The sequence below is a fragment of the Mycobacterium sp. BK086 genome (assembly GCA_004362315.1).
Taxonomy (GTDB): Bacteria; Actinomycetota; Actinomycetes; order Mycobacteriales; family Mycobacteriaceae; genus Mycobacterium.
This window is the reverse complement of the sequence record SNWL01000004.1, coordinates 410,524-424,551: the sequence shown is the minus strand read 5'-3', so window position 1 is coordinate 424,551 and position 14,028 is coordinate 410,524. Positions and strand designations below refer to the sequence as shown.

16 protein-coding genes are annotated in these 14,028 nt (G+C 67.2%); 10 read left to right on the top strand and 6 right to left on the bottom strand.

Annotated elements, in window-relative coordinates; all coding sequences use genetic code 11:
• Positions 1-7 precede the first annotated feature (7 nt).
• The 5 genes from clpC1 (at position 8) to EV580_RS12725 (ending at position 4,722) form a co-directional block, all read left to right on the top strand.
• Positions 8-2,536 (top strand): ATP-dependent protease ATP-binding subunit ClpC, encoded by a 2,529-nt coding sequence (clpC1, locus tag EV580_RS12745; RefSeq protein ID WP_133691538.1) that lies wholly within the window; start codon positions 8-10, stop codon positions 2,534-2,536.
• 73 nt (positions 2,537-2,609) lie between these two features.
• On the top strand, positions 2,610-2,978 hold the full coding sequence (locus EV580_RS12740) for a YbjQ family protein (RefSeq protein WP_005138826.1): 369 nt from the start codon (positions 2,610-2,612) through the stop codon (positions 2,976-2,978).
• A 145-nt stretch (positions 2,979-3,123) separates the two neighbouring features.
• Positions 3,124-3,339, top strand: a complete 216-nt coding sequence (locus EV580_RS12735; RefSeq protein ID WP_133691537.1) for a CbtB domain-containing protein — start codon at positions 3,124-3,126, stop codon at positions 3,337-3,339.
• Positions 3,340-3,361: 22 nt separating this feature from the next.
• Positions 3,362-4,168, top strand: a complete 807-nt coding sequence (locus tag EV580_RS12730; protein ID WP_133691536.1) for a CbtA family protein — start codon at positions 3,362-3,364, stop codon at positions 4,166-4,168.
• Positions 4,165-4,722 (top strand): histidine phosphatase family protein, encoded by a 558-nt coding sequence (locus EV580_RS12725; RefSeq protein WP_133691535.1) that lies wholly within the window; start codon positions 4,165-4,167, stop codon positions 4,720-4,722. Before EV580_RS12730 ends, EV580_RS12725 begins: the two co-directional genes overlap by 4 nt.
• On the opposite strand, the gene EV580_RS12720 is transcribed toward EV580_RS12725, so the two are convergent.
• Positions 4,702-6,072 carry a serine hydrolase gene (locus EV580_RS12720; RefSeq protein ID WP_166654683.1) on the bottom strand — a complete coding sequence of 457 codons (1,371 nt, stop codon included), beginning with the start codon at positions 6,070-6,072 and terminating at the stop codon, positions 4,702-4,704. The two genes, EV580_RS12725 and EV580_RS12720, sit on opposite strands and share 21 nt — an antisense overlap.
• A complete protein-coding gene (gene mhuD / locus EV580_RS12715; protein ID WP_047332484.1) occupies positions 6,047-6,364 on the bottom strand; it encodes a mycobilin-forming heme oxygenase MhuD in 318 nt (105 codons plus the stop codon). The genes EV580_RS12720 and mhuD overlap by 26 nt, the downstream gene beginning before the upstream one ends.
• 121 nt (positions 6,365-6,485) lie before the next feature.
• Here mhuD and EV580_RS12710 point away from each other — a divergent pair, with 121 nt between their 5' ends.
• Entirely contained in the window at positions 6,486-7,190 is a 705-nt protein-coding gene (locus tag EV580_RS12710) for an alpha/beta fold hydrolase (RefSeq protein WP_502703930.1), read from the top strand.
• On the opposite strand, the gene EV580_RS12705 is transcribed toward EV580_RS12710, so the two are convergent.
• Entirely contained in the window at positions 7,164-7,361 is a 198-nt protein-coding gene (locus tag EV580_RS12705) for a hypothetical protein (protein ID WP_133691532.1), read from the bottom strand. The two genes, EV580_RS12710 and EV580_RS12705, sit on opposite strands and share 27 nt — an antisense overlap.
• 71 nt (positions 7,362-7,432) lie before the next feature.
• On the opposite strand from EV580_RS12705, the gene EV580_RS12700 reads away from it, so the two are divergent.
• Positions 7,433-8,392, top strand: a complete 960-nt coding sequence (locus EV580_RS12700) for a GlxA family transcriptional regulator (protein WP_133691531.1) — start codon at positions 7,433-7,435, stop codon at positions 8,390-8,392.
• On the opposite strand, the gene EV580_RS12695 is transcribed toward EV580_RS12700, so the two are convergent.
• Positions 8,389-9,264, bottom strand: coding sequence for an iron-sulfur binding domain-containing protein (locus EV580_RS12695; protein WP_133691530.1), 876 nt, complete (start codon positions 9,262-9,264; stop codon positions 8,389-8,391). The genes EV580_RS12700 and EV580_RS12695 overlap by 4 nt on opposite strands.
• A 37-nt stretch (positions 9,265-9,301) precedes the next feature.
• Between EV580_RS12695 and EV580_RS12690 the strand changes: the two genes are divergently transcribed.
• The 3 genes from EV580_RS12690 (at position 9,302) to EV580_RS12680 (ending at position 11,461) form a co-directional block, all read left to right on the top strand.
• A complete protein-coding gene (locus EV580_RS12690) occupies positions 9,302-9,919 on the top strand; it encodes a carbonic anhydrase (protein WP_133691529.1) in 618 nt (205 codons plus the stop codon).
• Positions 9,920-9,999: 80 nt separating this feature from the next.
• A complete protein-coding gene (locus EV580_RS12685; protein ID WP_183503554.1) occupies positions 10,000-10,794 on the top strand; it encodes a hypothetical protein in 795 nt (264 codons plus the stop codon).
• Between the two features lie 193 nt (positions 10,795-10,987).
• Positions 10,988-11,461, top strand: coding sequence for a hypothetical protein (locus tag EV580_RS12680; RefSeq protein ID WP_133691527.1), 474 nt, complete (start codon positions 10,988-10,990; stop codon positions 11,459-11,461).
• On the opposite strand, the gene disA is transcribed toward EV580_RS12680, so the two are convergent.
• Entirely contained in the window at positions 11,458-12,567 is a 1,110-nt protein-coding gene (gene disA, locus EV580_RS12675; protein WP_208114608.1) for a DNA integrity scanning diadenylate cyclase DisA, read from the bottom strand. The two genes, EV580_RS12680 and disA, sit on opposite strands and share 4 nt — an antisense overlap.
• Complete coding sequence (radA, locus tag EV580_RS12670) at positions 12,564-14,009, bottom strand: DNA repair protein RadA (RefSeq protein WP_133691525.1); 1,446 nt, start codon at positions 14,007-14,009, stop codon at positions 12,564-12,566. Before radA ends, disA begins: the two co-directional genes overlap by 4 nt.
• Positions 14,010-14,028 lie beyond the last annotated feature (19 nt).

Here is a 14,028-nt window from a genome sequence, read left to right as displayed (position 1 = left end):
ACCGACGATGTTCGAGAGATTTACCGACCGTGCCCGCAGGGTCGTCGTCCTGGCTCAAGAAGAAGCCCGGATGCTCAACCACAACTACATCGGGACCGAGCACATCCTGTTGGGCCTCATTCATGAGGGTGAAGGCGTAGCCGCCAAGTCGCTGGAGTCGCTGGGCATCTCACTCGAAGGTGTTCGCAGCCAGGTCGAGGAGATCATCGGCCAGGGCCAGCAGGCGCCGTCCGGGCACATCCCGTTCACCCCCCGCGCCAAGAAGGTGCTTGAGCTCAGCCTGCGCGAGGCGCTGCAGCTCGGCCACAACTACATCGGCACCGAGCACATTCTGCTCGGCCTGATCCGTGAGGGCGAGGGCGTGGCCGCCCAGGTGCTGGTGAAGCTCGGCGCCGAACTGACCCGGGTGCGGCAGCAGGTCATCCAGTTGCTGTCCGGCTATCAGGGCAAGGAGACCGCGGAAGCCGGCACCGGCGGCCGCGGCGGCGAGTCCGGCAACCCGTCCACGTCGCTGGTCCTCGACCAGTTCGGCCGCAACCTCACCGCGGCCGCCATGGAGGGCAAGCTCGACCCGGTCATCGGCCGCGAGAAGGAAATCGAGCGGGTGATGCAGGTGCTGAGCCGGCGCACCAAGAACAATCCCGTGCTGATCGGTGAGCCCGGCGTCGGTAAGACCGCCGTGGTGGAGGGCCTGGCCCAGGCGATCGTGCACGGCGAAGTTCCCGAGACGCTCAAGGACAAGCAGCTCTACACCCTCGACCTCGGGTCGCTGGTGGCCGGCAGCCGCTACCGCGGTGATTTCGAGGAACGCCTCAAGAAGGTGCTCAAGGAGATCAACACCCGCGGCGACATCATCCTGTTCATCGACGAGCTGCACACGCTCGTGGGTGCGGGTGCCGCCGAAGGCGCGATCGACGCCGCATCGATCCTCAAGCCCAAGCTGGCCCGTGGCGAGCTGCAGACGATCGGTGCCACCACCCTCGACGAGTACCGCAAGTACATCGAGAAGGACGCCGCCCTGGAGCGCCGGTTCCAGCCGGTCCAGGTCGGTGAGCCGACGGTGGCGCACACCATCGAGATCCTCAAGGGCCTGCGCGACCGCTACGAGGCCCACCACCGGGTCTCGATCACCGATGCCGCGATGGTCGCGGCGGCCACCCTGGCCGACCGCTACATCAACGACCGGTTCCTGCCGGACAAGGCGATCGACCTGATCGACGAGGCCGGGGCGCGGATGCGTATCCGCCGGATGACGGCTCCGCCAGACCTGCGCGAGTTCGACGAGAAGATCGCCGACGCCCGCCGGGAGAAGGAGTCCGCGATCGACGCGCAGGACTTCGAGAAGGCAGCCAATCTGCGGGACCGCGAGAAGCAGCTGGTCGCTCAGCGTGCCGAGCGTGAGAAGCAGTGGCGCTCAGGTGATCTCGACGTCGTGGCCGAGGTCGACGACGAGCAGATCGCCGAGGTCCTCGGCAACTGGACCGGTATCCCGGTGTTCAAGCTGACCGAGGAGGAGACCACTCGGCTGCTGCGCATGGAAGATGAGCTGCACAAGCGGATCATCGGCCAGGAGGATGCGGTCCGTGCCGTGTCCAAGGCCATCCGGCGTACCCGCGCCGGCCTGAAGGATCCCAAGCGGCCGTCCGGCTCGTTCATCTTCGCCGGCCCGTCCGGTGTCGGTAAGACCGAGCTGTCCAAGGCGCTGGCGGAATTCCTGTTCGGCGACGACGACGCGCTCATCCAGATCGACATGGGCGAGTTCCACGACCGCTTCACCGCGTCGCGGCTCTTCGGTGCCCCGCCCGGATATGTCGGTTACGAAGAGGGCGGCCAGCTCACCGAGAAGGTGCGGCGCAAGCCGTTCTCGGTCGTGTTGTTCGACGAGATCGAGAAGGCCCACCAGGAGATCTACAACACCCTGTTGCAGGTCCTCGAGGACGGCCGTCTCACCGACGGTCAGGGCCGCACGGTCGACTTCAAGAACACCGTGCTGATCTTCACCTCCAACCTCGGCACCTCGGATATCTCCAAGGCGGTTGGTCTCGGCTTCACCCAGGGTGGCGGCGAGAACAACTACGAGCGGATGAAGCAGAAGGTCAACGACGAGCTGAAGAAGCACTTCCGCCCGGAGTTCCTCAACCGCATCGACGACATCATCGTCTTCCACCAGCTCACCAAGGACGAGATCATCAAGATGGTCGATCTCATGGTGGGCCGGGTGTCCAAGCAGCTCAAGACCAAGGACATGGAGATGGAGCTGACGGACAACGCGAAGGCCTTGCTGGCCAAGCGTGGCTTCGACCCGGTGCTGGGTGCCCGGCCGCTGCGCCGGACCATCCAGCGCGAGATCGAGGACGCCCTCTCGGAGAAAATCCTCTTTGAAGAGGTCGGTCCCGGTCAGCTGGTCACGGTCGACGTGGACAACTGGGACGGCGAAGGCGCCGGCGAGGACGCGAAGTTCACCTTCGTCGGTGGACCCAAGCCTGCCGAGCCTGTCGAGCTGGCCAAGGCCGGCACCGGCACCGCCAGCGAGTAGACGAACGACGAAAAGACCCCCGACATATGTCGGGGGTCTTTTCGTATTCACGATGAATCTCTAGTCTCTGCTCATGCTTGTGGTTACCACCAACGACATTCCGGGCTGGGAGATCCAGCGGGTATGCGGCGAGGTCTTCGGTCTCACCGTGCGATCGCGCAATGCCTTCTCCCAGATGGGTGCCGGCTTCAAGAGCATGTTCGGCGGCGAGCTGCAGGGCATGACCAAGAACCTCGCCGAGAGCCGCAATGAGGCGATGAACCGGCTGATGAACGAGGCCCGCAACCGCGGCGGCAACGCGATCATCGGAATGCGGTTCGACACCACCGAACTCGGCGATGTCTGGACCGAGATCTGCGCCTACGGCACGGCCGTGCAGGCCGTCCCGGTCAGCGATGCCGCCAAGTACACCGCGCAGCAACTGGGTTACGGCGCCAGCTAAACCCGCTCGGGTATAACATCCTCGATGTAAGAGACGAGCCGAGGAATCTGGTGAAACTCCAGAACGGTCGCGCCACTGTTGACAGTCAGACCCGAAGCCCGTCAAGGTTCACATTTGGGACGCGCAGCTCCCTGAAAGGACTCCCATGACTACTCCGCAAACGCAGTCGGGCCGGTCTCGTGCCGTCGACCTGTCGGCCACCAAGGCCGTCGTCTGGCTCTCGCTGACCGCCTTCTTCGCGCTGCTGGTCCTCTACTTCGTCGGCGTCGATCAGGGCGCCACCTCGGTGTTCGGCGACAACATGTACATCCACGAATTCGTGCATGACGCCCGCCATCTGCTCGGCTTCCCCTGCCACTAGTCAGAGGAATCCAGCCAAACACATGGAAAAGTCAATAATCTGGCGCGGCATTCTGGCCGGCGCCCTTGCAGGCGTGCTCGGATTCATCTGGTCGAAGATCTTCATCGAACCGATCGTCGGCCGGGCCATCGATTTCGAGGACGGCACCGCCGCGGCACACGAGGCCATGGAGGCGTCGTCCGGCCACGGTCACGGTCACGGTCATGAAGAAGGCGGCGAGCTGTTCACCCGCGCCGTGCAATCCAACATCGGTATGGGGCTGGGCGTACTGCTCTTCAGCGTGGCGCTGGGCGCGTTGTTCGCCGTCGTCTTCTGCGTGGCGTACAGCCGGATCAGCAATGTGTCTGCTCGCAAGCTGGCGGTCCTGACTGCTGCCGCGATGCTCATCGCGCTGTGGGTGGTGCCCGCGCTCAAGTATCCGCCCAACCCGCCCGCGACAAGTCTCGAAGAAACCATCAAGCAGCGTGCACTGCTGTACATCCTGATGGTGGCGCTGTCCGCACTGTTGATGGTCGCCTCGGTCTACCTCGCCTTCCAGCTCACGCCCAAACTCGGTGCCTGGAACGCGACGCTGGCCGGCGGCGGCGCCTACATCGTCGCGGTGGCGATCGTCATGCTCATCCTGCCGACGATCAACGAGACGCCCGGCCCGATTGTCAACGACGCCGGGACGATCGTTTTTCCGGGATTCCCCGCGGCCGATCTGTACGAGTTCCGGCTGTATGCGTTGGGCACTCAGGTGATCGTCTGGGCGACGATCGGACTGTTCGGTGCGGCCATGCTGTCCAGGCTTCTCGACAGCAAGGAGCAGGAGCGCATCTCTGCGTGAGTGAGGTCGTCCGGCTGACCCTGGTGTCACACGCCATGACCGACGCCATGGCAGCCGGGCGATTTCCGGCCGACGAAGCGCTCAACGCGCTTGGCCGCAGCCAGCTTTCGGGACTCGACGTCGGTGCAGCCGACACGGTGCTGTGCGGGCCGGAGACCCGGACCCGTCAGACCGCCGACCTGCTCGGCTTGACCCCAATCGTGGATACCCGGCTGGCGGACCTGGATTGCGGTCAATGGCGCGGGCTGGGTCTCGACGAGGTGCAGCCCGTCCAGCTCACCCGCTGGCTCACCGAACCCGACAGCTGCCCGCATGACGGGGAGTCGATCGTCGAGCTGGTCGCCCGGGTACGCGGCTGGCTGGCCGATATCAGCCGGACGGCGGGCCGAACGGTGGCGACCACCCACCCCGCGGTGATTCGCGCGGTAATTCTCAATGCCCTGGATGCTCCACCGAAGTCGTTCTGGCGCATGGACATTGCGCCAGCCAGTCGCACCGCGCTGCATTTTCGCGGCGGGGCCTGGACGCTGCGATCAGCGGTAGCGGGGCAGTAGCCCGAAGACCTGCTTGATGATCGTCATCGCCCAGCCGCCGGCGGTGGCGCTGTGGAATCGGGGCCAGTTGAGTTGGAAGCTGACCACCCACGCCTGCCCGGTTCGGTCGACCGCATACCAGCTGAAGGTCATATCGCCGGGCAGGTTGCCGGCCTTGGCGGCGATGTAGGGCCATTCGGCGGGATCCAGGTCGATGCCGGAGGTTTCCGACATCACGTCCTTGACCGCAGCCGCGGGTCCGACAGCGTTGTGCTGTAGGGCGGCATGCACGCGGCAGATATCCTCGGCGCTGCCGTACCACTCCGCGCCGTAGGCCGACCCGGGCGCGTGTGAGCGATATGGATCTGGGTCATAGGGCCGGGAGTCGGCGTCGTGCAACAGTTTTGCGCGGTCGGCCGCCAGCGCGGCGGTCTTCCAGCTCTCCCGCACATCCGGATTTCCCCAGCCGATCGCGAACAGTTCCCGCATCGTTGGGAACGGGGTCATGCTCGCCGGGTCGTGATGGCCGGCGCCGGCCAGAGCTTCTTCGATGGCGTGGGTGCCCACGCGCCCGATCAGCAGATCGGTGGCCATGTTGTCGCTCGTGGAGATCATCTTGCCCGCCGCCTGGCGCACCGTGATCTGAGAACCGGGTGGCAGCTTGTCGAATCCGGACGTGCCGAGCTTCTTACCCTCCTCGGTGATGGTGAGCTTGTCATCCCACTTCAAAGTGCCTGCTGTGATCGCAGTTTCGACGGCAAAGAGCACGTAGGTCTTGAAAATCGAAGCCAGCGGCAGGGATTCAGCGGTGTTGGTGCCCGCCACCTTCTCGCAGCGGCCGTCGTCGACCTTCGACACCTGCCATGAGTAGCGGGCGCCGGTGCGGCTCAGCGCCGTGTCGACGTCCTGCCACGAATCGACCTTGGGTGTCTCGGTGTTGACGACGAAGCGGCTGACGAACGTGTCGTCGCCGATCCGCAGGTCGATGTCCTGGCGGGCGCCATAGGACGTCAGCAAGTGCAGGGTGGCGACGTTGGCGCCGATGTCGACGCCGGCCAGCGTGTAGGGCCGGTCCCACCACAGCGAGTCCATGCTGTGCGCGACCGGATCCACCATCTCGGGGGTGGCCAGGGTTTTGACGTTGTCGTTGCCGATCGGCCAGTCCGAGTTCAGCATGTCCATGACTTGCTTGGCCCGCACGCCGGTGGCGGTGTTGAGGTCGATGCGGACACCCGCGCCGGCGTTGGCCGGTGGCGTGGGTGCCGGTGCGCAGCTGGTTGCCAGGGCGGCGGCGGATGCGATGACGGTGGCCAGTGCCACCGCGCTGCGGCGCGCCCGGCGCGCGCTACGCCTTGGAGCCGGTCCCGGCAACGTCCAACACAACCTCGAACTCCAGCAGATGGGCACCCTTGGCCACCGGGTTGGCGCGTTCACCGGCGTGCGCGTGGATCGCGGGTCCGGTGGCCCACGCCTGGAAGGCCTCCTCGGACTCCCAGGTGGTGACCACGAAGTAGCGGTCCTCGCCCTTGACCGGCCGCAGCAGCTGGAACCCCAGGAATCCCGGCTGGTTGTCGACGGCGTGGGCGCGGTTGGCGAACCGCTTCTCCAGCTCGGGGCCGGCACCCGGTGGAATCTCGATTGCGTTGATCTTCACCACGGACATGGCGCAAGGCTACCGCGCCCACCGGGGCCGGTGAACGACCGCGCAAGATGAAGCGGTGAGCACCGAATCGCTGACGCATCGGGGTGGCAGCGGCCGCCCGCTGGTGTTGGTGCACGGCTTGATGGGCCGTGGCACCACGTGGTCGCGGCAGGTGCCGTGGCTGACCCGGTTCGGCGCGGTCTACACCTACGACGCGCCCTGGCATCGCGGCCGTGATGTCGAGGATCCGGAGCCCGTCAGCACCGAGCGTTTCGTCGCCGACCTCGAACATTCGGTGGCAGGCCTTGGTGATCCGGCGATCCTCGTCGGGCATTCGATGGGTGGTCTGCACTCATGGTGCCTGGCCGCGCAGCGGCCCGATCTGGTGCGCGCGCTCGTCGTGGAGGACATGGCGCCCGACTTCGTCGGCCGCACGACCGGCCCGTGGGAGCCGTGGGTGCATGCGCTGCCGATCGAATACTCCACTGCCGAACAGGTTTACGACGAGTACGGCCCGATCGCCGGACGCTATTTCCTCGAGGCGTTCGACCGAACCGCGACGGGCTGGCGGCTGCACGGGCTGCCCGCCCGCTGGATGGAGATCGCCGCGCAATGGGGGACCCGCGACTACTGGCAGCAGTGGCAGGCGGTGCGCGCGCCGGTGTTGCTCATCGAGGCTGGTGACTCGGTGGCACCGCCCGGGCAGATGCGCACGATGGCCGAACTCGCCGCCGATGCCCGCTATGTCCATGTGCCTGGGGCGGGTCACCTCGTGCACGACGACGCCCCGGACCGCTACCGGGAGGCCGTCGAGGGGTTCTTAGCGGCGCTCCCCGAGGGCGCCTGACGAGGGCCACACCGGATGCTGTTCGAACCGGGTTCGCATGGCGTCGAGATCGTGGCTGATCCGGCGCACGTCGGCGTCGTCGGCGAACAGGGGACCGACCATCGGCGCGCTCACCCGGAATTGATCGGCATGCAGCCGGAGTTTCTTCAAGAATGCGATCAATGTGGTCATGGCAGTAATGCTTCGTGAGAAAAGATCCCGCCAACAGTGGCAGTACTGACCCGGTGAGATAAAATCCTGCCATGCCTTTGAAGAGTGTCTCCGCGTTGGTTCTCGAGGGCCTCGCGGTCTTCGAGTTCGGGGTGATCTGCGAGGTCTTTGGCATTGACCGCTCTGGTGACGGCGTGCCCAACTTCGATTTCAAGGTGTGCGGTCCAGAACCGGGAAAGCCGCTGCGCACCAGCGTCGGCGCCACATTGGTGCCCGACCATGGCCTCGACGCACTGATGGGTGCCGACGTGGTCGCGGTATCGGCGGTCACCGGACCTGTCGAGGCCTACCCGCCCGAGGCGCTGGAGGCGCTGCGGGCAGCCCACGCCGCCGGGTCGACGATCCTGACCGTGTGTTCCGGCGCGTTCGTCGCGGGGGAGGCGGGGCTGCTCGACGGGCGCCGCTGCACCACGCACTGGATGCACGCCGAGGATCTCGCTCTTCGCTATCCGACCGCGATCATCGACCGCAACGTGCTGTTCGTCGACGACGGCGATCTGGTGACCAGCGCGGGTACCGCGGCGGGTATCGACGCCAGCCTGCACCTGGTGCGCCGTGAACTCGGCAGCACGATCACGAACAAGATCGCGCGACGGATGGTGGTGCCTCCCCAGCGCGACGGCGGCCAACGGCAGTACATCGATCAACCGATTCCGACGCGATGTTCGGAAGGCTTTGCCCCGCAACTAGATTGGATTCTGTCCAACCTCGACAAGCCGCATACGGTGGCCAGCATGGCGCGGCGGGCCAACATGTCGGCGCGCACCTTTGCCAGGCGCTTCGTCGAGGAGGCCGGCACCACCCCCATGCAGTGGGTCACCGATCAGCGGGTGCTCTACGCGCGCCGGATGCTCGAGGAAACGGATCTGGACGTCGACCGGATCGCCGAGCGGGCCGGCTTCGGAACCGCCACACTGCTGCGCCACCACTTCCGCCGGATCGTCGGCGTCACACCGTCGGACTACCGGCGCCGCTTCGCGCGTTCTGCCTAGTCACCTTCGCCGGCAAGGGCGAACCGGCCGTCGGCGGTCTGCTCTACCAGCCCGTCGACCAGCAGCGAATCCAGCGCGCGATCCCGCTGTGCGGTGTCGGTCAGCCAAGCGACATCCAGCTGCGGGCGCGTCACCGGCGACGAGCTGGCGCGCAGCACGTCCAGCAGCCGCCCGCGCACCTGACGGTCGGTGCCCGCGTACTTCTGCGTCGGCCGCGGCGCGGTGGTGGCCGGCGGATGACCGGCCGCCCGCCAGGCGCAGACGCTCAGCGGGCAGATCCCGCATTTGGGCGACCGGGCCGTGCACACCGTCGCGCCGAGTTCCATCAATGCGGCTGAAAACACCGGAGCCGTAGCATCTTTGGGCAGCATCGCGGCGACGTCGGCGAGATCGCGCGTCGCCGACGGGTTATCGGCGTCGGCCAGTCCGTGCACCGCGCGCGCGACCACCCGGCGCACATTGGTGTCCACCACCGGCACGCTCTGCTGATAGGCGAAACAGGCGACAGCCCGGGCGGTGTACGTGCCGATGCCGGGGAGGGTCAGCAGCACGTCGACATCGTCGGGCACCTGATCGTCGTGGTCGGTGGCGATCGCGATCGCGCATTCGTGCAGCCGCTTGGCCCGCCGTGGGTAACCCAGCTTGCCCCAGGCCCGCAGCACGTCGGCGGCGCTGGCAGCGGCCGTCGCCGACGGTGTCGGCCAGCGCGCCACCCAGTCCAGCCAGATCGGAGCCACCCGGGCGACCGGAGTCTGCTGCAGCATGAACTCGCTGACCAGGATCTGCCAGGCCGTCACGTCGGGCTCACGCCACGGAAGGTCGCGACGGGCGCGGGCGTACCAGTCGACCAGTTCAGTGGAATCGATGCTCATCGCATCGCGGCGAGGTCGACAGTGCAGAATATGGGCCATGCCGAACACCAGCCCCATAACCGCTTGGAAGGCACTCAAAGAGGGTAACGAGCGATTCGTCGCCGGCCAGCCACAGCATCCCAGCCAGAGCATCGAGGACCGGGCCCGGTTGGCCACGGGTCAGACCCCGACCGCGGTCCTCTTCGGCTGCGGTGACAGCCGCGTCGCCGCTGAGCTGATCTTTGACCAGGGCCTCGGTGACATGTTCGTGGTCCGCACCGCGGGCCACGTCATCGACTCCGCGGTACTGGGTTCCATCGAGTACGCGGTCGGGGTGCTCAACGTCCCGTTGATCGCCGTGCTCGGCCATGACAGCTGCGGAGCGGTGAAGGCGACCCTGAGTGCACTCGACGAGGGGGAGATCCCCGGGGGCTACATCCGCGACATCGTCGAGCGGGTGACGCCGTCGATCCTGCTGGGCCGCCGCGATGGTCTGACCCGCGTCGACGAGTTCGAGGCCCGCCATGTCATCGAGACCGGTTCGCAGCTGATGGCCCGGTCCGCCCTCATCGCCGAGCGGGTGGCGGCCGGGACGCTGGCCATCGTCGGGCTGACCTACCACCTCGCGGACGGCAAGGTTGTGCTGCGCGAACACCTCGGCGATATCGGCGAATAACCACTTTTTCAGCTAGCGAACAAGGCGACACGCCGAGCGGGGTCGGACAACTCGCGGTGACCTGGGCTTACCGTGGAAACGTGCTGGATCTAGAACCGCGCGGACCTCTTTCCTCGCAAATCTATTGGCGACGCCGTGGCCTGGCGATCGGCATCGTCGTGGTGGTCGTTGCGATCGTTGTCGGAGTGGCCTTCATGATCTTCAGCGGTGGTTCCGACACCACGACCACCGCCAAGACCACCGCCGCTGCGGGCCCGCAGACCCCGCAGCCGGAGAACAAGACTCCCGTCGTCGCGCCGCCACCGCCGGCCGCAGGCCCGTCTGGCCCAGTCTCGGCCTCGGTCGCGCCGACTCCGACCGCCGCCGTCGTGCCGCCACCGGTGTTGAAGGAAGGCGACGACTGCCCGGATTCCAACCTGGCGGTCAAGGGCATCACCAACCAGCCGCAGTACGCCATCGGTGATCAGCCGAAGTTCACCATGGTTGTCACCAACATCGGCCTGGTCGCCTGCAAGCGCGACGTGGGTGCGGCCGTGCTGGCAGCCTATGTGTACTCGCTCGACGGCAACCGGCTGTGGTCCAACCTGGATTGCGCGCCGTCCAACGAGACGTTGGTCAAGACATTCAACCCGGGTGAGCAGGTGACCACCGAGGTGACCTGGACGGGTATGGGGTCTGCACCGCAGTGCCCGCTGCCGCGCCAGCCGATCGGTCCCGGCACCTACAACCTGGTGGTCCAGCTGGGCAATCTGCGTTCGGCGACGGTGCCGTTCATTCTCGCCGACGCGCCACCACCGGGTGCTGTGCCGCCCGCTGGTGAGCAGCTGCCCGCCGGTGCCCCCGGCGAGGCACCGCCGCCCGCGCCGGCCGGCTGAACCTCTGGAGTCTTTGGCGCGCACCCTCGACGACCTGTGTCGATCGACGGGCGCGGTCGCGACCTTCCGTGCGGGTCTCAGCGGCCAGACACATCAGTGGGCGATGCGTTCGCCTACGGGAGACGTTCTCGCACAGACGTTTCGGGTGCACCGGGGCGGCCGGATACGGCGAACGCTGTGGACGTTGTGGAACATGGCGAACATGCACGTCGGTGACGACATCCACGTCGAACTCCGGGGTGCCGACGGTGTCGTGCTCGCGCGGGTGAGTTCGGACAACGACACCCCCGCGGTCGTCACGGTGCGCGACGAGTCCGGTGCGCAGGTGGCGAAAGTGGTGCGGGACAAGTCGACGCTGACGGTGTCCGGCCCCGACGATCAGCCGTTGGCCACGCTGGACATCAGCGACGACGGCCCGTGGCAGGCCGTGGATGCAGATGGCCGCGCCGTCGGGGAGCTGCTCGCCGGAAAGCCGGACCCGTCGCGCAAACCCAGCCTCGCGGAGTGGGCACTGTTCACCGACTTCGCACTCGACAAGGCCGCCCATCAGCAAGGCCAGCATCTGGGAATCCGGCGGGTGGTGCGGTATTCGTACGCGCCGCTGGTCGCGGGCCCGATGCCCGCCGGCCTGGCGCTGCTCCCGCTGGCGGCGGGGCTCGTCTACTAGACCAGCCGGTCGGCGATCGTCGACTCGGCCAGCTGCGACAGACCTTCGCGCACGTGCCGCGCCCACATCGCGCCGATGCCCTCGACCGACTGCAGGTCGGTGGCGCTGGCCGCCAACAGGCCCTGCAATGAGCCGAAGCGCCGAACCAGCAGATCGACGTGGGCGAACTGCAGACGCGGGATGCCCGCCATCGCCCGGTAGCCGCGCGCGCTGAGCGCGGAGTCCTGGGCCTCGGCCGTCGAGGGATATCCGAAGACCCGCGACAGCGCGGTGAAGTCCAGCAGCTCGGTATCCGACAGCGAGTCCAATTCGGCCAGCGTCGAGGCCACCTGTGCTTTGGACGGTGCGTCGGGGTTGGCGTGATAGTCGCGCATGATCAGCTCGCGCGCGGTGTCGTTGCCGCCGAGCAACTCCTCGAGCTGCAGCCGCAACTGCCGCCCGTCGGTTCCGAGTTCGACTGCGTCGTAATCGATTTCGAGACCGATTCGGCGGACCATCTCCAGCCGCTGAACAACGGTCATGACATCGCGCAGGGTGACGAAGTCCTCGATCTCGGCGGTGGACAGCTGCCGGGACACCTCGTCGAGACGGGCCTTGTAGCGTTCCAGCGTCGCGATGGCCTGGTTGGCCCGCGACAGGATGGTCGCCGAGTCGGCGACGACGTGCCGTTCGCCAGCGACGTAGACCGTCACGATGCTCATCGAGTGGCTCACCGAGATCACCGGATAGCCGGTCTGGATGGCGGCGCGTTCGGCCGAGCGGTGCCGGGTGCCGGACTCGTCGGTGGGGATCGTGGGATCGGGCACCAGCTGCACGTTGGCCCGCACGATCCGGCTGCCGTCGGTGGACAGCACCACGGCGCCGTCCATCTTGGAGAGCTCGCGCAGTCGGGTCGGGGCGTAGCGCACGTCCAGCGAGAACCCGCCGTCGCAGATCGTCTCGACCCGCTCGTCGTAGCCCAGCAGGATGAGTGCACCGGTGCGACCGCGCAGGATGCGCTCCAGACCGTCGCGCAGGGCCGTGCCGGGCGCCAGCCGCCCGATGGTCTCGCGCAGCGTGGCGGCCGACGACTGCGTCGAGCCGTTGGTGCGGTTGACGGTGCTCACAGCCACTTATTGTCCACGTCGTCCACGTCGTTACTCGACCCGTCCCGCCGAAGCTGCGTGACGACCTTGTCGTAGGGCCGTTTCGCGATCGTCAGCATGGTGCGCAACGCGTCCCCGATGGTGGCCGACTCGATGGCTTTGAAGCCCTTGGGCACCGTGCCGCAACCGACCGGCACCAGCGCCTCTTTGAAGCCCAGGCGGGCCGCTTCGGCCAGCCTGCGGTCCATCCCGGTGACCCGCCGCAGATCGCCGGCCAGGCCCACCTCGCCGATCACCACGGTCGAGGCGGGAAGCGGCAGGTCGGCGTAGGCCGACGCCATCGCCATCGCGACCGCGAGGTCCGATGACGGGTCCATCAACCGCATGCCGCCGACCGTGGACAGATAGATGTCGGTGGCGCTGACCTTGAGGTTGGCCCGGCGCTCGAGCACCGCGGCGATCATCGCTGCGCGTGAGCTGTCCACGCCGCTGACCGCGCGCCGCTGCGGCGCGTTCTCGGGGCGGTAGGCCAGCAGTGCCTGGATCTCGCCGATCAGCGGACGCTTACCGTCCAGTGCCACGGTGACCGCGGTACCGGGAACCGGGTTGGGACGCTCGTCGAGGAACAGGCCGGACGGATCGGAGACTCCCTGAATACCGTTGTCGTGCAACTGGAAACACCCGACCTCGTCGGAGGCGCCGAAGCGGTTCTTGACCCCGCGCACCATCCGCAGCGTCGAGTTGCGATCGCCCTCGAAGTGCAGGACCACATCCACCAGGTGTTCCAGCGACCGCGGGCCTGCGATCGCGCCGTCCTTGGTGACATGGCCGACGAGCACCAGAGCCACCCCGCTGGCCTTCGCGGCCGCGGTGAGTGCCGTCGTCACCGCGCGTACCTGGGTCACCCCGCCCACGACGCCGTCGGTATCACCGGCCGTCATCGTCTGAACGGAGTCGACCACTACCAGGCTGGGCTGCACGGCGTCGATGTGCCCCAGCACGGTGTGGACGTCGGTCTCGGCGGCCAGGAAGACCTCGTCGTGAGTGCAGCCGGTGCGTTCGGCACGCATCCGGATCTGGCCGGCCGACTCCTCGCCGGATACGTAGAGCGCGCGCCGCCCGGACGTCGCCCAGCGGTGCACCACCTCGAGTAGCAGGGTGGACTTGCCGACGCCGGGATCACCGGCCAGCAGGGCGACCGAACCGGGCACGACGCCGCCGCCCAGCACCCGGTCGAGTTCGCCAACTCCGGTGGGGAAGTGGCGGGTGCGATCGGGGTTGATGGAGCTGATCGGCACGGCCGGCGAGGACGGCACCACCGCGCGCTGCGCCGCGCCGCCGGTGGGCAGGCCCGCGACCTCGTCGACGGTGCCCCACGTCCCGCATTCCGGGCAGCGGCCGACCCATTTGGCCATCACATGGCGGCACTCTGAACAGCGGTATTGCGAACGCGCCTTGGCCACGCCGTGACGGTATCGGGTG